Annotated in this window: 13 protein-coding genes and 1 pseudogene; 10 read left to right on the top strand and 4 right to left on the bottom strand. The window is 64.8% G+C overall.

Annotated features, from left to right (window positions below; all coding sequences use genetic code 11):
* The first annotated feature begins 62 nt into the window (after positions 1 to 62).
* The 9 genes from ACSC1Q_RS07610 to ACSC1Q_RS07650 all read left to right on the top strand — a co-directional run bounded on the left by ACSC1Q_RS07610 (position 63) and on the right by ACSC1Q_RS07650 (position 12319).
* Positions 63 to 1334, top strand: a complete 1272-nt coding sequence (locus tag ACSC1Q_RS07610) for an NsdA family TPR-like regulatory protein (RefSeq protein ID WP_436757953.1) — start codon at positions 63 to 65, stop codon at positions 1332 to 1334.
* On the top strand, positions 1331 to 1888 hold the full coding sequence (locus ACSC1Q_RS07615) for a GNAT family N-acetyltransferase (protein WP_436757954.1): 558 nt from the start codon (positions 1331 to 1333) through the stop codon (positions 1886 to 1888). Before ACSC1Q_RS07610 ends, ACSC1Q_RS07615 begins: the two co-directional genes overlap by 4 nt.
* Before the next feature lie 375 nt (positions 1889 to 2263).
* Positions 2264 to 2437: an FxLD family lanthipeptide gene (locus tag ACSC1Q_RS07620; RefSeq protein ID WP_425958083.1), complete on the top strand. Its 174-nt coding sequence runs from the start codon at positions 2264 to 2266 to the stop codon at positions 2435 to 2437.
* 108 nt (positions 2438 to 2545) lie between these two features.
* Entirely contained in the window at positions 2546 to 2710 is a 165-nt protein-coding gene (locus ACSC1Q_RS07625; protein ID WP_355610875.1) for an FxLD family lanthipeptide, read from the top strand.
* A 247-nt stretch (positions 2711 to 2957) separates the two neighbouring features.
* Positions 2958 to 5897, top strand: coding sequence for a lantibiotic dehydratase (locus tag ACSC1Q_RS07630; RefSeq protein WP_436757955.1), 2940 nt, complete (start codon positions 2958 to 2960; stop codon positions 5895 to 5897).
* A complete protein-coding gene (locus ACSC1Q_RS07635) occupies positions 5894 to 7171 on the top strand; it encodes a lanthionine synthetase C family protein (protein ID WP_436757956.1) in 1278 nt (425 codons plus the stop codon). The genes ACSC1Q_RS07630 and ACSC1Q_RS07635 overlap by 4 nt, the downstream gene beginning before the upstream one ends.
* Before the next feature lie 40 nt (positions 7172 to 7211).
* Positions 7212 to 9305 (top strand): methyltransferase, FxLD system, encoded by a 2094-nt coding sequence (gene fxlM / locus ACSC1Q_RS07640; RefSeq protein WP_436757957.1) that lies wholly within the window; start codon positions 7212 to 7214, stop codon positions 9303 to 9305.
* A 4-nt stretch (positions 9306 to 9309) separates the two neighbouring features.
* Positions 9310 to 10407 carry a hypothetical protein gene (locus ACSC1Q_RS07645; protein ID WP_436757958.1) on the top strand — a complete coding sequence of 366 codons (1098 nt, stop codon included), beginning with the start codon at positions 9310 to 9312 and terminating at the stop codon, positions 10405 to 10407.
* A 427-nt stretch (positions 10408 to 10834) separates the two neighbouring features.
* Positions 10835 to 12319, top strand: a complete 1485-nt coding sequence (locus ACSC1Q_RS07650; protein WP_436757959.1) for a hypothetical protein — start codon at positions 10835 to 10837, stop codon at positions 12317 to 12319.
* An 81-nt stretch (positions 12320 to 12400) separates the two neighbouring features.
* Here ACSC1Q_RS07650 and ACSC1Q_RS07655 read toward each other — a convergent pair.
* From ACSC1Q_RS07655 to ACSC1Q_RS07665, 3 genes and pseudogenes are all read right to left on the bottom strand, one after another.
* A pseudogene (locus tag ACSC1Q_RS07655) lies at positions 12401 to 12722 on the bottom strand (transposase); the annotation flags it as partial.
* A 270-nt stretch (positions 12723 to 12992) separates the two neighbouring features.
* Complete coding sequence (locus ACSC1Q_RS07660) at positions 12993 to 13364, bottom strand: hypothetical protein (protein ID WP_436757960.1); 372 nt, start codon at positions 13362 to 13364, stop codon at positions 12993 to 12995.
* Positions 13365 to 14015: 651 nt separating this feature from the next.
* Entirely contained in the window at positions 14016 to 21278 is a 7263-nt protein-coding gene (locus ACSC1Q_RS07665) for a LamG-like jellyroll fold domain-containing protein (protein WP_436757961.1), read from the bottom strand.
* A 954-nt stretch (positions 21279 to 22232) separates the two neighbouring features.
* On the opposite strand from ACSC1Q_RS07665, the gene ACSC1Q_RS07670 reads away from it, so the two are divergent.
* Entirely contained in the window at positions 22233 to 22448 is a 216-nt protein-coding gene (locus tag ACSC1Q_RS07670) for a hypothetical protein (RefSeq protein ID WP_436757962.1), read from the top strand.
* A 109-nt stretch (positions 22449 to 22557) separates the two neighbouring features.
* Here ACSC1Q_RS07670 and ACSC1Q_RS07675 read toward each other — a convergent pair whose 3' ends face one another.
* Positions 22558 to 23319 (bottom strand): DUF2637 domain-containing protein, encoded by a 762-nt coding sequence (locus ACSC1Q_RS07675; protein WP_436757963.1) that lies wholly within the window; start codon positions 23317 to 23319, stop codon positions 22558 to 22560.
* Between the last annotated feature and the right edge of the window lie 409 nt (positions 23320 to 23728).

Consider the following 23728-nt stretch of genomic DNA (forward strand, 5'->3'; position numbering starts at 1 on the left):
GCGGACTTTCGCTGGAAAAGTCCTGCGCTACCGTGAGGAACGGTGACTACCCCGAGGCGGACATGACCGAGCAGTGGACGGCGTTCGATCGCGAGTGCAGACTGCGTGGCTGGGGACAAGCGGCTGCATTCCTTGCGGAATACGCGAGGTCAGCGCAGTTGATGGGGGAGGAGGCTAATTTGACCGAGCGACAATTACGTCGTTGGCGCAAACCGAATCCGCCTCTTCCTCGTCCCCGAGCGTGGCGGGTGCTGCACGCGATGTTCGGCATGAGTCCTGCTGAACTGGGATTTCCGTCGCCGCCTCCGAGCAGAACGGAATACATCGAGCGGACATCCGAAAACACGTTCGGCCTGGACCGTAGAATGTTCCTGGCCGATACCCTCGGCACTGCTGCGAGTATTGGCCTGTCCGGTTCCGACTCTGTAGGTACCACCCATATCGCTGAGCTGCGCGAGGTCTTGCGTTCGCTCTATGCTCTCGACGACGCCTATGGCGGGGGTGATGTGCGATCTCTTGCCATACGGCATCTGCAGCGGATTCGTCGTGTGATCAACACTGGAAGCTACCCCGCCAGTGTCGGCCGACAACTCCAGCTTCTGGCAGGAGAAACGGCGGAGCATTGTGGTTGGTTGCATTATGATGCCGACCAGCAAGACGAGGCTCGCCGGTTCTGGGGCGAGGCATTGACCACCGCCACCATGCTGCGTGATCCAAGCCTTGAAGTTATGGTGTTCGCCAGCCTCAGCATGCAAGCCATTCACGAAGACCGGCCTCGGGACGGCTATGACCTAGCCCGCGCGGCCCGGCTGCGCGCTGAGGCTATGCAGTCGCCAATTTTGGTATCGATGATCGTCGCACGTGAAGCTCGCGCTCTTGCGAAAATGCGAGACAACAGTGGTGCGCGACGGGAACTCGCTTGTGCGATGCGCGTGATCGAACGTTCCGACCGAGAGCGGCCGGCGCCGTCATGGGCAGCCTTCCATGGACAGGCCGAACTTGGTTACACGCAGGGCTTGATCTACGCAGAAACCGGACACCATAACGCGGCTGTTCCGTTCCTGCGCGCTGCCCTGGCCCATCAAGAGCGCACCTACACCCGTAATGCTGCTCTTTATCGGATCACTCTGGCCCGCAGCCTGGTACTTGCCGGAGAGGCTGACGAGGCCGCTTCCGAAGCGGTTGCTTCTCTGCCTCACCTGGAAGAAGTCGAATCCGGGCGTGTGATCCGGCGGCTGAGGGAGGTCCGCAACCTTCTCGCGAAGACCGACAGTCGAACAACAGCCGGTTCGGTAAAGGTCTTATCGAATCACCTAACGGAGAGGGCGATATGACTGATCAGGTGACCATCCAGCGATGGGACGGCAGCGGGGCGGTGGCTCAGCTGGACGCGATCCTTTCAGCGTACGAAGAGGTATACGCAGAGCCTCCGTACCTGGAGGGTCCACGGGATATCGCAGAGTTCATCGAGCGCTTCCAGCGTCAGGTCGAGCGTCCGGGTTTCCGGCTTGCGATCGCGTATGAGGATACAGAGGTCGTCGGCTTCACTTTCGGATACCTGTTGCCGCCGGACACCCAGTGGTGGCGAGGGCTACTTCGACCGGTACCGGAGGAGTTCACTCGGGAAACCGGGGACCGAACCTTCGTCATCATAGAACTGGCTGTCCGAAACCCGTGGCGGCGGCGCGGCATTGCCAAAAAGCTTCACACCGCTCTGATAGAAGGTCTGGAAGTCGAGCGGGTTACGTTGACGATGCGACCCGAGCCAGAAGCCAGACCGGCCCAATTGGCGTACGAGTCATGGGGATACAAGAAGGTCGGGGAGTCGCGACCTTGGGACGAGGCGCCACTGTATGACTCAATGGTCCTCAACATAAAGAGCCGCTGATCCCTAGCAGGATGTCAGCGAATACATAGACGTCCACCGGCCGGAGCCGCAGGATCGAATAGGGTCCGGCCGCGATATCTGCATGCCGCTTTCACGGGTAGGGCCGCCTTTAATCACTTCGCTTTCCGTAAACCCGGAAGTCTCATTCGCAATTCTTGCAATAAATGCTCGGCAAGCAGCTCAACGTTAAGCGCGCCCACAGTCAGACATTGCATCATCGTCGATTGCTTCTTTGGGTTGCCCGGAATTTGAGAAGGTGGCCGAAAGTAGCGCCACACCAATCAAGTACCAAAAATAAAACTCTTGACAATGCCAAGTGGAAGGCATGCAATACGGAGCACTTCCAATCAATCGTTAAATCGGAAGGAGCTTTTGATGAGCGCCAGCACGATGACGCTGGAGTCGCGGGTCGAGGAGACGGCCGACTCGGACCTCTTCGACCTGGACATCCGTGTCGTGGAGACCAGCGGTCAGATCAACAGCCTGATCTCGACCACAGACGGCGGGTGCGGGTCCACCTGCGGCAGTAGCTGCGTCAGCAGCACGTAACCGGCGAACGTGGGTGCTGGCTGTGCATATCGCCAGGCATCTGCTCTCGTACGGAACTCAGGGCGGGGCCATTCCAAGCTCCGCAATCGAGCGGAAAGGAGATTTCGGATGACCGCGACAGTACTGGAGTTGCAGGTTGAGGAGCCGGCCGAGTCGGACCTCTTCGACCTGGACGTCCGCACACTGGAGGTAGCGGACTCGGCCGGTCTGATCAACATGACCGATGACGGTTGCACCAGCACCTGCGGTGCCTGCGTTACCAACGCCCCCTGATCGGGCGCACACCTGATCACAGGCCGGTGCCGTTGCATGGGCCCTCCCGCAGCGGCGCCGGCCATCCCCTGATCACCGCGACATCACGGAGGTATGCATGCCCTCCCCTGTCCGTCCGGGGTTCCGATCTGCCGGCACGGCCCTCATCCGTGCCAGCGCTCACGCCTGGCCAGATCTGCCGTCGTGGCCTGACCTAACCGACCCCGCGCCCGAGCGCGTCGCTTCCTGGGCGCACTGGCTCCGGCAGGTGTGGGCGGTCGACGGCCTCGCCGAAGCCCTGGGCCACGCCAGCCCGGTGCTCGCAGCACAGGTGCGGACCCTTTGCGCGGCCGAGGACCCCGCCGTCCGCGAGACGTGGCGCGCGGTGCTGTCCGTGGCCCGCTACCTGCAGCGCATGGTGGGGCGAGCGACGCCGTTCGGCTTGTTCGCCGGAGTGGCCCCGGCGTCCTTCGGGGCCACCGCGCAACTGAGCTGGGGTACCCGGCATCACGCCGTTGCCCGAGCAGGGGCGGAATGGCTGGCCGACGTCGTCGCACAACTGGAGGGATGCCCCGGCCTTATGGCCCGGCTGCCGGTGGTGGCCAACACCACGCTGATGGTGCGCGGAAACCGTCTGATCGTGCCCTACCAGCCGCGGGGAACAGGGGCGGTGGAGATCTCGCTGCGCCACACCGCCGCGGTGCGCGCCGCGATCGACGCGGCCCGCGCACCAATCCGCATGGAGGACCTGGAAGCGAAGATTAAGGCAGAATTCCCGGCGGCCGCGTCGGCGAAGATCTCGGCGATGCTCATCGAGCTGGTCACTCGGGGCGCATTGATCACCAGCTTGCATGCGTCCAGCACCGAACCCGACGCCCTGGGCCACTTGGTGGAGCAATTGGAGGCAGCTGGGGCCGCGACGGTGGCACCGGTCGCCGATCTGGCCGTCGAGTTGAAAGAGGTCCACGCACTCCTTGAGCGTCACAACCAGGCGCCTGCGAGCGAGGGCCGCGTAGTTCGCGCGGACGCGACCGCGCGGATGCGCCGCCTCGCCCGAACCAGGCAACACCCGCTGGCGGTGGATCTGCGGCTGGATGCGCAGGCTGTCCTCCCCGAAGAGGTCGCCCGTGAAGCAGAGCGTGCCGCGCTGACCCTGGTACGTCTGAGCGCCTACCCCTACGGCACACCCGCTTGGAGGGCCTACCACCAGCGGTTCTACGAACGGTTCGGCATCGGGTCGATGGTGCCGCTGCTGGACGTCGTCAGCGACAGCGGTATCGGCTGGCCTGATGGATACCCGGGCACGGTGACACCCGCCCAACGCTCGCCGATGTCGAGCCGCGACGAGGTGCTGCTGGCGCTGGCTCAAGACGCGGCACTCGACGGCCGCGCCGAGGTGGTCTTGGACGAACAGCTGATCGCGGCCCTGGAGCTGGGTTCCCAACGGCTGCGGCCACCGTCGCACCTGGAGCTCGGAGTACGCATTCATGCCGCCGACCAGCAGGCTTTGCAGCGCGGCGACTTCCGCCTGGAGATCATGACTCTCTCACGAGCTGCAGGGGTCGTGGCCGGCCGGTTCCTGAGCGTCCTTCACCCGCGGGACCGGGAAGAGTTGGCCGCTGAGCTGGCTGACCTGCCGGGCGGCGACCCCGACACCATGGCGGCGCAGCTGTCCTTCCCGCCGCTGGACCCGGCAACCACACACGTGACCCGAGCTCCGCGGACCCTGCCGACCGTGATCAGCCTGGCCGAGCACCGCACCGCCGACGAGGGGACACTGACTGCCGAGGATCTGGTGGTGGGCTGCGACGGCCGCCGGATGTACCTGGCCGCGCCCGCGCTCGGACAGCGGCTGGAGGCCGCGGGGATGCACGCGCTGAACCTGCAGACCCACACACCGCCGCTCGCCCGCTTCCTGACCGAACTCACCCGCGCCCAGTGCGCCCAGGTGGCGATGTTCGATTGGGGGGCCGCCGCACGCCTGCCGTTTTTGCCGAGGTTACGCTTCGGCCGCACGATCTTGTCCCCGGCGAGGTGGCGGCTGAAGGCGGCCGAGCTGCCTGTTCGCTCGCAACCGTGGACGGTATGGGATGAGGCCCTGACCGCCTGGCAGGTGCGGCGTCGGGTGCCGAGTCTGGTGCGCCTGACCGAGGGGGACCGGCTGCTGCCTCTGGACCTGGACGTGGCCGGGCACCGGGCGCTGCTGCGCGCGCACCTGAACACCTCGTCGCACGCCGTGCTGACCGAAGTCTCAGCCCCCGAAGACGCCGGTTGGTGCGACGGACGGCCTCATGAGGTGATCGTGACGCTGACGTCCGTCGAACCGCCACCGTGGCCGCGCTTGCCGACACCCACCCGGGCACGGATCGTCGGCCGCACGCAAGGTCAGATGCCCGCCACGTCCCGTGTGCTGCTGACCAGCCTGTATGGGAACATCCACCGCCAAGACGTCGTCCTCACCGAGCACCTACCCATCCTGCTCGACCGGCTCGGCCAACCGGCCTGGTGGTACATCCGCTACCGCGACCCTGACCATCACCTGCGCCTGCGCATCGCCTTGCCCGACCCGACAGAATTCGGCCTGGCCGTGCGTACGGTGAGCACCTGGGCCGAGGAACTGCATCGGGCCGGTCTGCTACGCGAGGTGACCTACCCCACCTCCTACCCCGAGACCGGCCGCTGGGGATCCGGCCCGACGATGGGCGCGGCCGAGGCGGTGTTCGGTGCCGACTCGCGCGCCCTGCTCGTCCAGCTTGGCCAGCCGGTCCGCCCCCATCACCAAGCGCTGGTGGCCGCCCATAACGTCGCGATCGCCGTGGCGTTCACCGGCAGCGTCGCCACGGGCATGCAGTGGCTGATCGACCACATTCCCGCCACCGCACCGGGCCGAGTCGCGCGGCCGGTGTTCACCGAAGCCGTCCATATCGCCGACCCCCGCGACGACTGGGCGGCGCTGCGCGCGGCCCCGGGCGGCGCCGCGATCGTCGCCGCCTGGAAGCCGCGAGACGAGACCCTGGCCGACTACCGTACCCACCTGTCCGGCCCCGACGCCGTGGGCATCGACGTCGACGACGTCCTCGGCTCCCTGATGCACATCCACTTCGTGCGCGCCTTTGGCATCGACTTCGACGACGAGGCCGTGGGCATGTACCTCGCCCGCGCCGCGGCCCTGGCCTGGCGTGCTCGCACCTGCGGTGGCCGCTCGTGATTGATGACCACCCCGCCGCCGCGTTCGCCGAAGCGGTCGCTGACCAGTTGGCGCATCCCGATGCCGTTGCCGGGCCGTCGACCGCTCAGCCGTGGTGGCGCCAGTCGCTGGCCCACGGGGCGCCGGGCATCGCCCTGCTGCACATCGAACGCGCCGCCGTAGGCCTCGCACCGTGGCAGCGCGCCCACGACTGGCTCACCTACGCCACCCGAGTTCCGCTCACCGCCGGAGCCGACAGCCACCTGTTTCATGGTGCTCCGGCTATCGCTCACGTTCTCGCCTGCGCGGCCGCCGCCCGGCCCGGCTCCTACGAGAAGGCCCTGGAAGGCCTCGACAGGGTGATCACCGCTGATGTCCGGCGCCGGGCTGGTTTCGCGCAGGCCCGCATCACCGCAGGTCGCCTGCCCGCACTGGCCGAATTCGACGTGATCCGCGGCCTGGCCGGCGTCGGCTCCTACCTGCTGCGGCGCGACCCCGGCGGCGAAGCGGTCCGCGCCGTCCTGGAGTACATGGTGCGCCTGACCGAGCCCCTGAAGATCAATGGGGAGACACTTCCGGGCTGGTGGACCTCCTCCGGCCCCTCCGGACGCCACAGCGTCCGGTTCGCCGGGGGACACGGCAACTGCGGGGTGGCCCACGGGATCGGCGGCCCGCTGGCCCTGCTGGCGCTCGCCGCCCGGCGCGGCGTCACCGTGCCCGGCCACCGTGACGCGATCGGCCGGATCTGCGCGTGGCTGGACCGGTGGCGCACCGACACCGGCGCCGGCCCGCTATGGCCGTACTGGGTCAACCGCTCCCAGCTACGCGCCGGACATCGCGACCTCGACGGCCCGCAACGTCCCGCATGGTGCTACGGCACGGTCGGCCTGGCACGCGCCCAGCAACTCGCCGCCCTGGCCACCGATGACGTCGACCGCCGACATCTGGCGGAAGACGCCTTGATCCACGCTCTGACCGACCCTCTCCATCGCGCGGCGATCACCGACACTTCGCTGTGCCATGGCTACGCCGGGCTCGCCCATATCGCCACCATCTCGGCCTCTGACGCCACCCCGGACGCCGCGGCCCGGCTGCATGCCCTCGTCCCTGACCTGCTGGACGCCGTCCAGCCCGCCGCTGGCGATCCCGAACACACCGCCGCCGCTCTCCTGGGTGACGTTGGATGCGATCCGGCTTTTCTCGATGGCGCCGCCGGCGTCGCCTTGGCCGCCCTTGCCCCCAGCACCGCGACCCTGCCCCGAACCGGCTGGGATGCCTGCCTGCTCATCGCCTGACCGCCCGCGACCGACCTACCTTGTGAGGACGCCCCACCTGATGCTCACCACCGACTGGCGCCAGTACAACATCGAGGTCCCCGACCGTGCCACGGCCGAACACGTCGCCATCTGGGATCTGCGCCCGACGCTGACCGCAGCCCAGGACGCCGGTCTCCTGCACGGCTGGTGGTTCGTCCGCAAGCACCCCTGGCGGCTGCGCTACCTGCCCGATGATCCCATCTCCACCGTCGTCGCCGACCTGCTGGACAAACTAGCCGCCGACGGCCGGATCATCAGCTGGGCGCTCGGGATCTACGAGCCCGAAACGACGGCGTTCGGCGGGACTGCGGCCATGAGCGTCGCCCACGAGCTGTTCCACCATGACAGCCACCACCTGCTCACCCGCGCCGCACGCCACGACGGTCCGGTCCTGGGGCAGCGTGAGACCACGGCCCTGCTGTGTAGCGCGATGCTGCGCGCCGCCGGTCTGGACCTCTACGAGCAAGGCGACGTCTGGGAAAAGGTCGCCGAGCTACGCCCCGCCGAGCCCGGGACCGTCGCCCCCGAGCGGGCTGCCAGGCTGGCCGCGGCGATGCGCCGCCTCATGACCGTCAACGTCCGCGATCTGTGCGATCCGGCGAACGCCGGTCCCCTCGTGGGCTACGACGGGTGGGTCACCGCCTTCGAGAAGGCCGGGCAAGCCTTGGCGGACCTGTCGCGCCATGGACGGCTGACGCGAGGTCTGCGCGCTGTCCTCGCCCACCACATCATCTTCCACGCCAACCGCGCCGGGCTCCCCGCAGCCGACCAATCCGCCCTTGCCGCGCTGGCGTTGGACACCGTGTTCACCACAGATCGGGACCTCGCGTCTCGGCCTGCCACCATCTCCGAAACAACTAAGGTCGACCGAATGACTACTCTCAGCGATAACCCCGCGTTGTCCGCCGACCGGCTCCGCGCCGAACTGACCGACCGGCTGCGCGAGCAACAGGTGCTTCGCACCCCCGCCGTCGAGGCGGCCTTCCGGCAAACCCCTCGGCATCTGTTCCTTCCCGGCGTACCGCTCGACCAGGCGTACGCCGACAACCCCGTCTACACCAAGACGACCGAGGACGGCACCCAGATCAGCGCCGCCTCACAGCCGTGGATCGTCGCCGGAATGCTCGAACAGCTCGCCCCGAGCCCCGGTGAGCGAATCATGGAAGCCGGGGCGGGCACTGGCTACAACGCGGCGATCATGGCCGCCATCGTCGGTGAGAGCGGCCACATCGTCACGATCGACATCGACGAAGATCTGGTGGACGGCGCCCGCGAGCACCTGGCCGCCGCAGGGGCCGACAACGTCGAGGTCATCCTCGGTGACGGCGCGCTTGGCCATCCTCAGCGCGCTCCCTATGACCGGATCATCGCCACTGTCGGCGCGTTCGAGACGCCGACCGCGTGGCTGGAGCAGCTCGCCCCCGGCGGGCGCCTGCTTGTGCCGCTTCGCCTGCGCGGAACCAACTCGCGCACCATCGCCTTCGAGCGAGGCGAAGACCGCTGGCACAGCGTGGGCAGCAAACTGGCGGTCTTCATGCCGCTGCGCGGGATCGGCGACGACGCACGGCGCATCGTCACCCTCACCCCCGAGGAGGACGTGACCCTGCAGGTCCACAAGGACCAGGCCGTCGACGGCCACGCCCTGGCTGGGGTACTGGACACCGAACGGCACGAGAGGTGGACCGAAGTGCTCTTCCCGCCGGGAGTGCTGCTGGAGTGGATGGAACTGTGGCTGTGCCTGCGCCTCGACAATGCCCTGATGCGGATGAACGTCAAGCCCGCGGCCAAGGATCGTGGCCAGGTCACCCCCATGTTCCCCTGGGGCTCCATGGCCACCACCCGAGGCGCTGACCTCGCCTACCTCGCCATCCGCCCCGCCACTCCCCCGCCGGCCGATGGCGGCAAACTGTACGAGATCGGCGTCATCGGCCACGGGCCCACCGGTCAGAACCTCGCGGAACTGGTGGCCGAGCAGGTCCGGATCTGGGGTACGGAGTACCGCACCCGTACCGTCCGTTTCGAAATGCCCGATACCCCCGAGACCTCCGATCCCGCCTCGGGTCGGTTCGTCTTGGATCGACCACACCACCCCATAACGGTCATTTGGGAGTAGCGGCATGGATCCGGCCGGGCCAGTAGCACGCCGGTTTCCCCTCGTCGCGCGCCCACGCCCGGCCTGTACACCGCTCGATGCCCGCGTCGGCGAATTATGCGCCCTCGCCGACGCGGCCAAGCGCGACAGAGATCCATCTTCGGCCTCAGTCGTCTTCAACCAGGCCGCCCTGCTGGCCTCCGATCTCGGGTTGCCGGACCTCGCGCGGGCCTGGTGTCACCGTCACGCCGAGCTCTACCTGCTTGCCTGTCCTCTGAGCGGGCAGGCCGCACGCCGTGCGCTGGAACCCCTCGTCAACCTCGCTCGCCTGCGCATCCGCGACGGTGACGGCGACGGCGCTCTGCGGCTCCTCACCGACCTGTACGAGGCCGTCACCACCCTCGTCGACACCGTCCTCGACGGTCTACCGGTGCGGGCGGGAACGCTCACCTCGACCACCGACGGTCACCGAGAGGTTCGCCAGTGGTTGTGGGGCGTCTTGCTAGCCGAGGGGGCTCGTGCCCTGACCGGCGCGGGCCGCTGGCAGGACGCGCTCGCGCATCTCCAGCAGCACAACGGTGTCGGCCGGCGGATGCTCGACGGCCGCCAGGTCGCGGTCATCGCGAGCAGCACCGCGGGCGACGCTCAAGGCGCCTTGGCGCTGCTCGCGGACACCGTTCCTGGTGAGCCGTGGGAAAACACGGTGACGGCGTGCCTGACCGTGCTGTCCCGTCGTGCTGCCCACCAGCCGGTCGATGACGACCTGGCCGTGCTGATAGACCGCTACCAGCGGCTCGTTCCCGCGCCTGGCCTGACGGTGTTCGGCGTGCGGCTGGGCTTGTCCATTCTCGACGCCGCTGAGGGCGCAGAACATCCCGGTGTGAGGGATGTCGCCGCCACGCTGATTCAGCGAGCGATAGCGTCCCGCGATGGATACGCGGCGCGTGAGGTGCTGGCCCATGAGGGGTGCGCCGCGCTACTCACCGGCGAGCAGACGCGCAAGCTCGCCGGAGTGGTGGAGGTCTGCGCTATGGGACACCGGAGATTTCCGATGCGGTCGAGGGCCGGTCTTTCCATCGCGCTGAACACCAGCGAAGCAGTGCTTTCCCACTCATTGAGGTGATCTCAATAACTTTCAAATGAGTCTGCCGTGCTCGATTAGGTGAGGGCGAGGGCGGCGCGGGCGGTATTGCCGATCTTGCTAAGGGTGGTGGTGATGTGCTGCAGGGTGCGCCAGCGTTGGGTGAGTCGGACTGGCGGCTGCTGGGGTTCGCCAGCATAAGCGTATGCCGCGCCGTTAGACCCGATTTTGTCGATTTGAGTCCGGAAGTGGCCACCTTGCGCGCTCATTCCGAGCATGAGACGTCCGTCCATGGGGCATCGACCCTGCTCAGGGGATAGGCGAACAGTTCAAGTCCCCCTGCATGCTTCACGCCAAGAAGGTCGACAAGCTCGCCGACGCGACGCAAATCCTGAAACCACTTGCCTGCGGTGACATTGCGGTGTGATCTGATGACGTGCAGCGATGGGACAAGTTAAATGATCGTCAGTTGACGGTGTTGCAGCGGATCGAGAAGGGGCAGGAACCGGTCAGCGCAAAGACGCCGGAGCTGGCTATAACGGTGTACGCGCTTCGTGACCGTGGCTTGGTCACCACGCCGCGAAAGGACGGATTCTGGCAGGCCGAGATCACTGAGGCTGGCCGCTTCTATCTGGAGCATGACCATCACCCAGACCGGCCAACTCCAGGCACAGCGAGCAGTGCCATCGTTGCCCGTACACCAGGCGCCTCCAGAACACGTGACGCCGGCCAAAGCCCCCTCGGCCTGGCCAAGGAGTTGATCGAACGCCTACAACACAATGGGGGAACCTTCGAGATCCAGAACCCTGACCAGGAGACACGCGCGTCCTACCGGCGGGCGATGCACGCGGCCAAACAACACAACCTGGTACCCGCAGATTTCCATCTGCGGCACACCGGCCGAAATGGCGGCGATCTGATCATCCGGCTCTTCGACGACGCGCATCCGGATGAGACGGACTGGAACCGCATCCGCCTTAGTGCACGCGACAAGGTCACCGATGCCGACGCACTGGTCAAGCTGCTTCGGGATCATCCCGAGGTACTGGCCGTCTCCGAGGCACTCATGCCCCGGGCCATCGACCTGGTCAAGTCCCTTGCAGAAGAAGCCCGCCGACGCGGCCACAAACTCGCGATGTCCAAGAAACGCAAAGCTCGCGGACTGTACATGCAGGTCGGTACGGGGCAGTACCCGGTTGCCGTCAAAGAGGAACAGGACCAGGTGGTCCGCGAGCCAGGTCCCGAGGAAAAACGCCGAAGACCTTATGCCTGGCAGCGAGTCTCCGTGCAATACGAATCCGTACCAACGGGACGCCTTCGCCTGGAGTTACCCCAGTCGCCGCATAGTCGACGCGACCAGTGGACGGATAGTTCGCGCTCGCTGGTGGAAAGCAAAGTACGCGAGGTCGTCAAGGAGATCGAGCATCGCGCCGGGGCGGAGGAACAGGCTGCCCTCGCCCGAAGACAGGAATACGAGGAGTGGCTCGCCGAACAAGAACGAGAAGAAGCTGCGAAGCGGGCGCGCTGGGAGGCCGCGATGGTGCAGGCCCGGAGCCGCGCAGTTGACGACTACCGCAACACGACATTCGCCAATGCCTTGGATGCATGGGGGGCGTCCAGCGAAATCCGCGAGTTTTGCGCCGCTCTCGACCAAGCCGCGGCTGGCTGCCAGGAGCCAGGGGAAGCCGAATTCCTGCGGCCCTGGATCGAGTGGGGACACGCGATCGCCGACCGCCTGGATCCACTCTGCGGTTCATCTGGTCTCGCCCACGCGGGCTTCGACAAGGATCCAGCCCCAGACGACCTGCGCCCTTACCTCGGGGACTGGAGTCCCCATAGCCCCCAAAAGGAGTATTACCGGCCTCAAGCCGAACAGCGAACACAGGTCAGCGATGCATACAGCGAAAGCTGGTTGTATGGACGCCGAGGTCGGCCTCAATGGTGGCGGCGATAGCGTGACACTTGCGGGCCCTCAATTCTGACACTGCGCGCTGGACCAGCCCACCCAGACGTTCGACCTCGGCTCGTAAGGCCTTATCTTGCCGTCCTTGGGGAAGGAGACATCATCGATCACCCACACCTGCGGGGTAATGGCGGCGCTCAGCGTGGTGGCGATCGCCCGCAGCACGGGCGCATGGTCCCAGGTCGACTGGCTGACGAACTGTTGCAAGGCTTGCATGTCGCCGTCCGGCAGGCGCTCGGCCATCGGCTGGATCAACTTGCGTGGCCGTCCAGCATCAGCCCCCGCAGATAGCAGTTGCCCTTCGCCCGCTGTCCCGGCGTGGCACCGACGCGAACATCTCGGCCACGAACGCGTCCAGCTCGCCCCGCAGCTGCTTGATTTCTCCCAGGTCCACGAGAGCAGCATTCCGAACCCAGCACCCACGATCAAACCAACCTAACGAAGTACTACTAGCGCTACACCGAATGGGCGACCACCTCAACCTGCCGTCCCTGATCACCCTCGCCGAAGCTGCGACCCGAGCTGCGGTCACTCAGAAGCACCTGGATGAGGCCGTCGGCCGGGCTCGCGCGATACCGCTCCTGGGCCGACATCGGCGCCGCAGTGGGTATCGGCCTCTTAAGTACTGCCTTAGAATAATCTGATCACACTTCCCAGACGCCCTTTATTTGCGTTGTTTCAATGTGACTTTTGCTTGCTCGGCCACCTCCTCATTGGAATCCTTTTTGAGGATCTCAAGTATGGAATCTGGCGTGTCAGGCCAAGCGGCAAGCCACCATCTTACATTGATTGATTTGTCGCGAGCCAGCAAGCGGAGGTCCTCTTCAGGAAGTTCTACAAATTTCAAAAGGTTTGCGCGAACCAATGCGGAAGAATCACGTGCCAGAGTATGACGTTGTTCGGGTGTCGTCCTAGGATTCTGCGCTGCTCCAGCACGAACTTTAGGATCAGAATGTCCAACCAGTGTGGCAAGCACGTCGGGGAGAGCAGTGTGTGCTGCCAGATTCTCCTTAACTTCGCTTGACTCATCGTCCATGAGTAGATGGACGATTTCACGCTCTAGTTCATCGAGCTCAGCTAAGAGTTGGCGAAGTACGCTGTCCGAAGATGCAGCGATTTCTCGTTTTACATTTATGTCGGAGTTGGGATGGTGGGGAACTAGCCAGCGAACAGCATTATGAGAATCGTTTAAGAGCTCTCGAAGAACGTCTATTGGACAATTTCTGTTCGCGACGACGGCTTGGCGGACTTTTAAATCGGGATCGTGACACAGAGTCCGAAGTAGGTCGGCAGAGCCTGAACCGTCCCAGTTAGCGACGGCCCGCCTGACAGCTTGAGACTCATCCGTCACTAGAAAATTAAGTATCTCGTGTGTGACTTCAGGTGATTGTGCTGCAGCAACCCGATTCTTTATTTTTTTATCTCTCGCAAGCCTCCACAGTGCTTCTATATTACCGTAATTGCTGTTACTTGGACACATTCTTTACCGCCACAACCCACAGTTCCGGGACAATTGGAGAAGTCTTTAGTTAAAAACTATAGCATAGAGGCGACTCGGTAGCGCGCAATGGTAAAACGGAGTGGGGATGCCATGGACCTCAACGAGGGTGTTCTGTCTCTCCCCTGCGCAGAGATCCACGGCCCTTCGTTCCTACTGCTACTTGCTATCTAATCGGTTGCGGCCTACCTATCGACAGATAGGCGGCTTATGTCCTGGAGGGCATTTGCCATTCGAAAGGACATAACTCCAAATAAGTCCCGCTTCGATTGATCGGGCCGTGTACCAGCCCGTCACTCGATGGAGAGTTACCGCAGTACATACTCCAGTGCCGCCATAGCTTGACCTGCATGTGCTTAGCTGACTATTGGCCCTCTTGATCCCTGCCTGGCGGCTAATGCCATACTTCCATGTTTGCGCGGCAGGTCCTTTTATTTCGTAGACGATGTATGGCGTCTGGGCATGACGTATTGCAGTAGTGGAATTGGAGGACGGAAAAGGGACGGTTATCGACCCTAATTTCGCCATGTTTGCGACACAGGAGGTTCGATAGCACTCGTACGCTATTATCGATGCGCCGAGGGCAACTGTCGTGCCAACCAATAAACCAATTAGCCCCTTAGCTGAAATTGCAACAAGCGGGAGAATGAGCGGGAATACCCTTGCTGTTTTCTTCGTTTTGCTGGGGGCCGGGATTAGCGTCGCGTTTGCAACGAAGGCTACACCCTTCGCCTTTTCGGAGGTTAATGAATTTATCTTTTCCCATAAGGCGTTAAGCGCCCTATCGTCATCCACAAATTCGGCGGAACGATCGAAGAGATCCCGCTTCTCTTTGCTCGCGTCCCAGTAGCCTTTCGGTGCAGTTTTTCCTTTCTCTGTGACACCTATCGCTCTCCCTCTTTCCTCGTCGAACCACCAATCCATCGCCACAAGACAGCACGGCTGATCAGGCCATGAGTAGTACGGCTGCCCTGGGATGACCTCCGGCGGGTTGAAGTCCCAACTTGAGGAATCTCGGTCTAGGTATTTTTCCCAGTAGCCACTGGTGTCGTAGGACTGCCAGCCGGAGCCGCCACTTGCGCCGTTTTGAGAACCCACGGTGTTGAGCTGAATGGAGTTGTGCCCGCTGGGGTCGGCGTTAGTAAGGGGACTGGCGTTGGCGTAGGTGTAGCGGTTGGCTTGGACTGATGGGTCCGGGTTGAGGGTGGCGGTGTCACGGGAGGCAAAAGCGCCGGTGCCGGGCTGGTACCAGCGGGCGTGCATGTTGACCTTGCCGGTGTCAGGGTCGGTGTACTCGCCCTGGTAACCGAGGCCGCGCTGGGTGCCGGAGCGGTGGGTGACGGTGCCGAAGGGATCGTAGGCGACCGAGTCGACCAGGGCAGTGCCGGAGAAGGTACCCACCACATCGCCGTGCAGGTCGGTCATCGTGGCGAGCGCGGGGCTCGCACCCTCCTGGAGGCTGAGCAGGCCGCCGAACGGGTCGCGACCGTACTTGGCCTGAACGGCGCCCACGCTGTCGGTGGTGGTGACGAGGTCGTTACTCAGGCCGGAGTAAATGAAGCGCTGCTGGGTGGCGCTAGCGGTGCGCGAAGTCATCCGGTCCAGGGCGTCGTATCCATAGGCGGTATCCCCGTCGGAGATGAGCCGGTCGAAGGCGTCGAAGGTGAGGTTGCGGGTGACGCCGGCCTTGGTCTCGGTGGCGGTGGTGCCACGGGGGGTGTAGGTGTAGTCGGTTCCGGCTCCGCTGGTGAGCCGGTTGCGCTGGTCATAGACGAAGGTCTGGTTGCCGGCTTTGGTGCGGTTGCCGGAGGCGTCCCATTCGTAGGTGGTGGTGGCGCCGCCGGGGGCTGTCCAGGAGGTGAGCCGTCCGGCGCGGTCGTGGGCGTAGGTGTTGGTCCCGGCTCCGGCGGTGCCGGTGGTGTTTTTGGTGGTGAGGTTGTCGTCCTTGTCCCACCCGTAAGTGATTTTCGACAGTTCGGTGCCGGAGCTGTTCTTTACCGCTTGGGAGGTGAGCCGGTCCACAGCGTCGTAGCCGTAGGTCTGGGTGCTGACCGGGTTGGCGGAGGTTTTGCTGGTGAGCCGGTTGGCGTTGTCGTAGCCATAGGTCCAGGTGCGTCCGGTCACCGGGTCGCTGGCGGTGTTGAGCCGGTCGGCGGCATCCCAGGTGTAGTTCGCCGTCCCTGCGGGGTCGACGCGCTGGGTGAGGTTACCGGTGGCGTCGTAGGCGTAGGCGGCGATCTGGTTGGTGGCCTTGGAGATCTCGGTCGGCAGACCGCGGTCGTTGTATTCCAGGCTATAGTCGCCGATCGCGGTGAGGCGGCCCGCGCTGTCGTAGGTGACCGTGCGGTTCACCGTGGCCATTGAGGTTCCGCTGCCCGCTTCCGTGGTCACCCGGTTCAGCTGGTCGAAGGTGCGGTCGATGCGCACCCCGCCCGGCTGGAGGGCGGCGGTGGCGTTGCCCGAGGCGTCGTAGATGCTGGTCCAGGTCCGATCAGCCGCGTTCGGGTGGGCGGTGGTGGACGGTTCGATGACCGATTCGACTAGGCCGAGGGCGTTGTAGGTGGTCCAGGTGGCGTTGCCGCGGCCATCGGTGATGCGGGTGCGTGCCCCGGTGGCGTCGTAGCCGAACGTCGAGGTGATCGACGAGGTCGCGGAGACCGGTTCGATCAGGGAGGTCAGTCGCCCTGCGGCGTCGAACGTGCGCTGGGTGACATATTCCTCACCCGAGGTGGTGCTGGTCGGGTTACCGGCCGGGTCATAGCCGAAGCCGACGGTGCGCACCGTGGTGGCGCCGGTGAGATCCTTGGCGGCGGTCTTGCGGCCGGCCAGATCGTAGGTGGCCTCGGTGGCGTTGCCCAGAGCGTCGGTCACCTTGGTCTGCCGGCCCATCAGGTCGTAGCCGAAGCTGGTGGTGCGGCTGGCCAGGGTAGTGCTGCTGGGGGTGGCCGGGGCGATGGTGGCGGTGACCTCCCCGGCGGCGTTGACCGTGTAGGTAGTGATCTTGTTGCCTGGCCCCGGTGCGACGGTGGTGGTGAGGTTGCCCGCCGCGTCGTAGGTCAACTTGGTGATGTGCGCCACGGTGGCGGGGGTGCGCTCAATCTGGGTCTGGGTGACCTGTCGGCCTAGATCGTCGTAGGTGGCTTCGGTGCGCGCCCCGGTGGGATCGATCACCGCGAGTTGCTCGCCCAGCAGATCGTATTCGGCCACCCGGATGCCGCCGGGCCCAGATGAGCCGGGTTCGGTTACCTTGACCGGGCGCCCCAGCGCGTCGTAGACGGTGGAGGTGACGTGCTCGCGCGGGTCGGTGATGGTGGTCTGCCGCCCGGCCGCGTCATAGCTGAAGCTCACCGCAGGGGTGATCGCGCTGCTGCCCGGCGGGGTGTAGGACGCACCGATGGTCGAGGTCAGGCGCCCGGCCTTGTCGAAGACGGAGGTGGTGGTGCGCCCTTCAGCATCAATGAGGTGGCTCTGCAGGCCCGCGCTGTTGTATCCGTACCTGACGGTGGGCCGCCCGGTGGTGGCGGTGGTGCCGTTCTTCTCGATCGTCACCTGCGGTGATTTGGCTTCCACCAGTTGGCCGGCGAGGTCGTAGCGCATCGTGGCGGTGAAGTCCGCGGCCGTGGCGCCGGAGGCGTTGCCGCGCGGGTCGACGGTCGCGGTCAGCAGGCCGCGGTCGTCGTAGACGCTGGTGGTGACCAGGTCCTCGGCGCCGTTCTCCACGGTCTGCTGGGTCACCTGGTTCAGCGCGTTGTAGAGGTAGGAGGTGGATTCGACGCGGGTGGTGCCAGCTGCGGTGAAGGTCTTCTTGGTGACGTTGTCGTTCTTGTCGTACTCGAAAGCGGTCTTGCGGCCGAGAGCGGCCGGGTCGAACGTGGTGGAGGTCAGACGACTAGCGGCGTCATAGACGTAGTCGGTGGTGACCTTCTCGCCGCCAGTGTCTTGGCCTGTCGGGTCGTTGGTGACCTTCTTGGTGAGGTTGCCGGCCGGATCGTATTCGCTTGATTCCAACACCACATCAGCTGGAGTTGTCAGGCCGTTGAGGCGGACGTCGTCGCCGCTCGTCGTCGCCGCGCGGTTATCCATCCAGTAGGTATAAGCCTTCTTACGGCCCATCGCGTCGATGTGACCGGCCAGTCGGCCGCCGGGGTCGTAGGAGGAGGACTCCAGCACCACGTCCTGGGCGGCTTGTGGGCTGACCGGGCTGCCGGTCCAGTTCTTCAACGTGGCAGAGGTCGGCTCTCCGCGTTTGGTGTAGGCGAAGGTGATGACCGTGCCCACCGGGTCGGTCTGGGACGTCTGAGTGCCGGTGACATCCCAGGTGGAGGCGGTCACTCCGCCCTCGGGGTCAGTGACCGTCTCCACTCGCCCCTTGGTGTCGTAGGTGTAGGTGGTGGTGCGCGTCGCATCGCCGCCGGTCAAGTCGGTCATGATGGTGGTGAGCTTGTTGCCGTCAGCATCGTAGGTCAGCGTGGTCTTGGCGGTGTGGGTGAGGTTGGTGACCTCGTTCTTCACCCCAGGATCGGTGCGGGTGATCAGGCGGCCGAGGCCGTCATAGGTGAAGGTCGTGCTGATCCCGGCGGGATGGGCCGCTGAGATCTCGGCGCGTGAGGTCAGCCGTCCTACCGCATCGTAGGTGAAGGTGGTCTTCAGCCCTGATGGGCTGGTCTGCTCGGCCACCTGCCCGGAGGCGGTGTAGCGGTAGGTTGTCTCGTTGTCTTTGAGGTCCTTGGCCACCTCCAGCAGCCCGGCCGGGGTGGTGCCGCCGCCGATCGCGGACTCGGTGCCATCGGTATAAGTGGAGATCGTCCACCGGCCGGTGGGGAAATCCGGGGTGGCCGGGCTGGTTACCTTCGTCACCTCACCGTAGGTGGTGTATTCGGTGGTGGTGGCGTAGGTGGTGTCGGTGTCGGAGGCCGAGCGACCATCGCGGTGCACGGTCACCAGGTCGTTACGCGGATCGAAGGCGTCGCTGGTGTTGAGGTGATACTTCCAGGTCTCGATCGCGCATTGACCAGCGGCGCGGCAATACTTGCGGGCGATGAGATTGTCGCGCTCGTCGAAGTAGACGTCGTTGACGATGTTGTTGCGGTCGATCAGCTTGGCCAGCGAGCCCGACAGGTTGTACTCATGCCAGGAGGTGTGTCCCAGTTGGTCGGTCTCACTGATGATGCGATACCCACGCCAGGCGTCGTAGAGATACTTCAACTCCTCGTTGCGCGGGTCGACCACGGTGACGCGGGCGGCGCCGTTTTGCGAGTCGTAGCTCTGCGTGCCGATCTGCCAGGTGCCGCCATTGCGGTCGACATGGGTTTTGAGCCGGTCGGTCGCGGCGTCGTAGATGTTGGTCGCCCAGATGCGCCCTGAAGGCAGGGTGACGCCGGTGAGCTTGTGCACCGTCTCGGCCCGGGCCGCGTGGTGGGCGCTTACCTCGGCCTCGGTCAGTGGCTTGTCGTAGATCGCGACCTCGTCGATGAACCCCTTGAACGGGAACGCCGCCCGCGGGGTAGGCACCGCAGGTGAGGTGGCCGGGTCGGCGACGCCGTTGCCCACCGTCGCGATGTTGCGCCACGCGGTTACCGCCGCACTCAAGGTGCCAATCGGCGCGCCATCCAGGAACAACGTCTGGTTCTGGCCGGAGACGGTCAGTACCACGTGGTGCCAGGTGTTGTCGTTGACCACGCTGGTGGAGGTGATCGGCGCGGCGACCGCGGCCAGCGAGCCGCGCAGCTTGCCGTCGGTGCCGACATACAGCATCGGCCCCCACGGGATGTTGGAGGTCTCCTGGGTGCCGGCGGCCATCAGCACCCCGGACTGGCTGGTCTTGAACCACACCTCCACCGAGATCTGATCACCCAGGTGCGGCACCGTGTTGGCGGGCAGCTTCAGCGCCGAGCCGGTGGTGAATTCCACCGCGGTGTCGGTACTGCCAGCCAGTGCGCCGGGCTTGGCGTAACCAACCCCCTGATAAGTGGCGTCACTTCGGCCCGCGCCCTGGTCGGCCGCCACCGTCCCCGATGTCTCACCCAGCCGCCAGTAAGCGTAGGGGTCGGCGTCCAACACGCCGCTGCGGTATTGAGAACCGGTGCCGTAGCTGTAGTGGGTGCAGTTGGGGGCGACCACCGGCGCGCACACCCCGGTCAATCGATCCCCGTCATAGTGGTAGGTCCACGTCAGCGGTGATCCGCCCACCGAGTCACTGGAGACCGAGATGACGTGGGCGCCGCTCCAGGTGAACATGAGCGACCGGCCGCCGGTAGCCGTCACCGTCGCCAGCTTCCCACCCGTGCCATACGTCAGTTCCTGGCTGCGGCCCCGGGCGTCGGTGACCTCGGTCAACCGGCCCTGGGCGTCGAAGGCATAAGTGGTGGCCGACTTGTCCATCAGCCGCCAGGTGCCGCCGCTTTCCTCGGCCAAGGTGGCGTGCATGCCCGGCGGCGGCTGAAAGACCCCCGCCCCGCTGCCCATGAACCGCACCTGACGGCCATCGGGGTAGGTCACCAACGCCGCAACGGCCGCGCCCCGCACCTCCTTGACGATCTTCATGTCCCAGCGGGTCGACCAGCCCGCGCCGAAGATCCCGTCGGTACGCGGATCCATGCTGTTGTAGGAGCGCGTCACCGATAGCGGCGGCCCAGCGGTGGGAACCGACAAATCGGTGACGGTGGTGGTGTAGTTGCCGCTCTGCTGGTGAAACTCCTGCCCACCCACCCCAGAAGTGGCCAGTTGCGAGGTCACCACCGGCTGGCGCACCCCGGTGACAAAGGTGTGCACCGGCGAGAGGGTCGACATCGAGTTGGAGGTGTCGGTGACAGTAACCGTCCACCAGTACTGCTTGCCCCACGCCAGCTTGGCCGCCGGCACCTTCCAGGTATTGACCCCGGCGGCCAGGGTGCCCGAGGAGGTGCACCCCGTCCCGGTCATCGTTTCCTTGTCACAGATCTTGAAGGCGTACCGCACTGACCCGCCTACAGTGCTGCGCCCTTGGGCCCGCAAGGTGGGAGTCAGCGAATCCATCAGCATCCCGTTGCGCGGGAAGGTATTCAGCAACGTCGGCTCATCGGCCAGCAGCGAGGCCTGCGACTGCGCCGGGGCGGCCGAGGTCTTCGACGACGTCCCGGTTTGGGTGCCGGTCACCCGCTGATCGACAAAGCGCTCTTCGACGGGGACCGCGCCTTCGGGAGGTTCGATATCTGAACGCCACTGGCCGTCGACCACCACCGCCGACACCTCGGTGGTCGCCTTGCTGTCCACTAAGGAAGGAAATCCCGCCGCCGACCCGGTCAACTGGTCTGGTGTGTCAGGGATGCTGTGGAAGAGCGCAGCCGATTGCATCGCGGCGGCCACCGGTACTGCCTGGAAAAACAGCAGCCCCGGGGTTACAGCCGTAACGACGACCACCGATGCCCACGTTTTCACGCGCACCGAAAACGACCATGACAAACTCCGGCGCATACGCCGTCATCCTCCGAACACGTCATCGCGAGAACGAACGCTCTCGCGTTACCCCAGCCCGCCGCAGCGCTCTGGCCAGGCCAGATGCGATGGTTCGGAGTGCAGGACAGCAAACGATTGAAAATTACACAAAGAACCTTTGTGTCCGCAATACGTGCAGCTGCGGTTGAACAAGGCTCATTTTTTAGGTTTAGAAATGCGACATGCCGGGTTCACACTCAAATGATTACTCTGAGTTATCGATTGGGTGGGCCGAAACGATCACACAAAGAAAAGGGTGCTGATCTCTGGTTCAGCTCCTACATGGTGCCCTGAGCTGCTCCAAGGGTGCGATTCACGCTTGATGGGGCGTGGCGGTGTCCACGGAAGTGCAGCGAAAAGGCGTCAGGGACGGGGTCGCCTGCTTTTGGGACGTTCCATAAATGACATGGCGGGGCGGCAAAATACAGAAGAAGGTGGCCGCCGGGGATGGAGGCAACAGTGGCTGCAGTCGCTCGGTGTGACGCAGAACACACCACGCTGCTTGGCGTTTCCTCGGCTTCGCAACAGGTGTCAGGTGGGCGAACCTGTCGAACCCTTGGTCGAGGGGGCCAGTCCGAGGGCATCACCAGCGCTCTTACTCCCTGGATAAGTGCCATCATCCGAGGTGAACCGCGCCGGGGTACATCACCTCCAGCAATCCTGGTGCGGTTCACCTCAAATCATGCAAAGACACTGACAAAGCACAGCATGTTGTACAGGAACCGGTGGCCCCTACGCTATCGATGATTCCGAACCGGGATTAACGTCCGCCGTCTATCGTTCACAGCCGCCAACTACAGCTCACAGGCACAGATCGCCGCCCGTATCCCGCTGGTCTGCCGACCCAAACCCCCCGGGCTTCCACTGGACAAGCGCATTGCAGAGCTCACCGCGCTAACCGCCGAAACACCCGACGCGAACCACTCCAAGCGGGTGACCCGCGCCTGCGGTGTCCTCAACTTCTCCGCGCTCATCGCCTCCGATAGCGGCATGCCCGACCTGGCAACCGAACTGTGCTGGCGACAGCACAAGGTCTTCGCCGAAGCCGAGAGCCTGGACCAGGACATCGCCGTGATGTCGCTAATGCCGCTGGTGAACATGCTCTACGGAACTCAAATTAATCTTGGCGCCAATCCTGGGCCGCGATAAATGATTTATCGCGGCCCAGAATCTTGATCGTTTCGGAATGGGGGACCGTCCGATGATCAAACTGGACGATTGGAGGACGACCCGACCACCCTGTTACCGATGTCCTTTACTACGCGCCATAGGCCTCGCTCGTTCCGGTCGAACGGAGGCCTCCCGGCGGCGGCACGACACTCTCTGATTCGGCCACCTCGACGATGGCGTGAGCCCGCTCCTTCTCCACCTCGGCGATGATCTCCTCGGCCTCGCGCTGTTCCAGCCCCCAACGGCTCATCAGCGGCCGTCGGCCGACCCGCTGATTGCCCTCACTGAGGCTCTCGATGTAGGTGAGACGCGCCGCCTCGTACCGGTCGGTGGGCAGCAGCGGCACCACGCGTTCCACCTCAACGAGAGTCTCAACGGGCTGGTGCACGTGGTCCTTGGCCAGGGTCTCGGTGGGCGGTTGCCGGGTGTTCCGGACGATCCACATGAGCAGTTCGTACGCGCCCGCGAAGGCCAGCGGTGCCAGGGCGCTGATCAGGCGCGATCCGAGTCCGCCGGACCAGCCGTGCGCCACGTTCGCCGCCAGCGTCACCGCCCCGCCCAATGCGAGCGCCACCCATGCCAGCACCGGCACACGTAGCCGACGACGCGAGCAGTAGACCATCACCAGCGACGCCATGACGATCACACCGTCAGACATCGCCGGATACAGGATGGCCATGTCGTGCCGCTCACCCAGAGCGATCGCCAGACCGTAGAAGTGGTGGTACGAGACGTAGGCGGCCGCGCCGGCGACCGCCAGCAGGACAGCTATCGCAAAGCCCAGGATGATCCGGTCCCCGTGCTGATCGCGCTGAGTACGCTCGCCCCAAGCCCCTTCGACCGGAACCACCTCCCCGGCGATTTCTGATGTCGAGGGGCGGCGCACGGCCTGGCTTCCGGGTTGATCAGGTCGCTGGGATGCAGGAAGGGGTTCGGTGCTGCGATCACCGAGCTCCTGCCCCTTTACCACCGCTGCCCTGAGCGCAGTTGAGATCCTCTGCTGAGGATCTTGAACTGGTGGTTGCTTGGCCTCCCCGGCATGGGCGTGTGCCGCGAGGTAGGACCCAGCCTCGTTGAGGTGGGTGTGGGCACCGCCCCCTCTCCGCGCGCCTATTCCGGGCATGAGAGGTCCAGCCACGGAGCGTCGGTGCTGCTCAGGAGATGGGCGAACGGTTCAAGTCCCCCCTCGGACACGTACGATGGATACATCCGGATCATTCCGGGCATGATCAATAGTCACCTGAGGTCAGCAGACCTCA

The sequence above is a fragment of the Streptosporangium heterodermiicola genome, assembly GCF_051390675.1.
Classification (GTDB): domain Bacteria; phylum Actinomycetota; class Actinomycetes; order Streptosporangiales; family Streptosporangiaceae; genus Streptosporangium.

Coding starts and splice junctions, on each gene's coding strand:
- fxlM (WP_436757957.1), top strand. CDS start 7,212: ATGCTCACCACCGACTGGCGCCAGTACAACATCGAGGTCCCCGACCGT.
- ACSC1Q_RS07610 (WP_436757953.1), top strand. CDS start 63: ATGACCGAGCAGTGGACGGCGTTCGATCGCGAGTGCAGACTGCGTGGC.
- ACSC1Q_RS07645 (WP_436757958.1), top strand. CDS start 9,310: ATGGATCCGGCCGGGCCAGTAGCACGCCGGTTTCCCCTCGTCGCGCGC.
- ACSC1Q_RS07620 (WP_425958083.1), top strand. CDS start 2,264: ATGAGCGCCAGCACGATGACGCTGGAGTCGCGGGTCGAGGAGACGGCC.
- ACSC1Q_RS07625 (WP_355610875.1), top strand. CDS start 2,546: ATGACCGCGACAGTACTGGAGTTGCAGGTTGAGGAGCCGGCCGAGTCG.
- ACSC1Q_RS07665 (WP_436757961.1), bottom strand. CDS start 21,278: ATGCGCCGGAGTTTGTCATGGTCGTTTTCGGTGCGCGTGAAAACGTGG.
- ACSC1Q_RS07615 (WP_436757954.1), top strand. CDS start 1,331: ATGACTGATCAGGTGACCATCCAGCGATGGGACGGCAGCGGGGCGGTG.
- ACSC1Q_RS07660 (WP_436757960.1), bottom strand. CDS start 13,364: ATGGACGATGAGTCAAGCGAAGTTAAGGAGAATCTGGCAGCACACACT.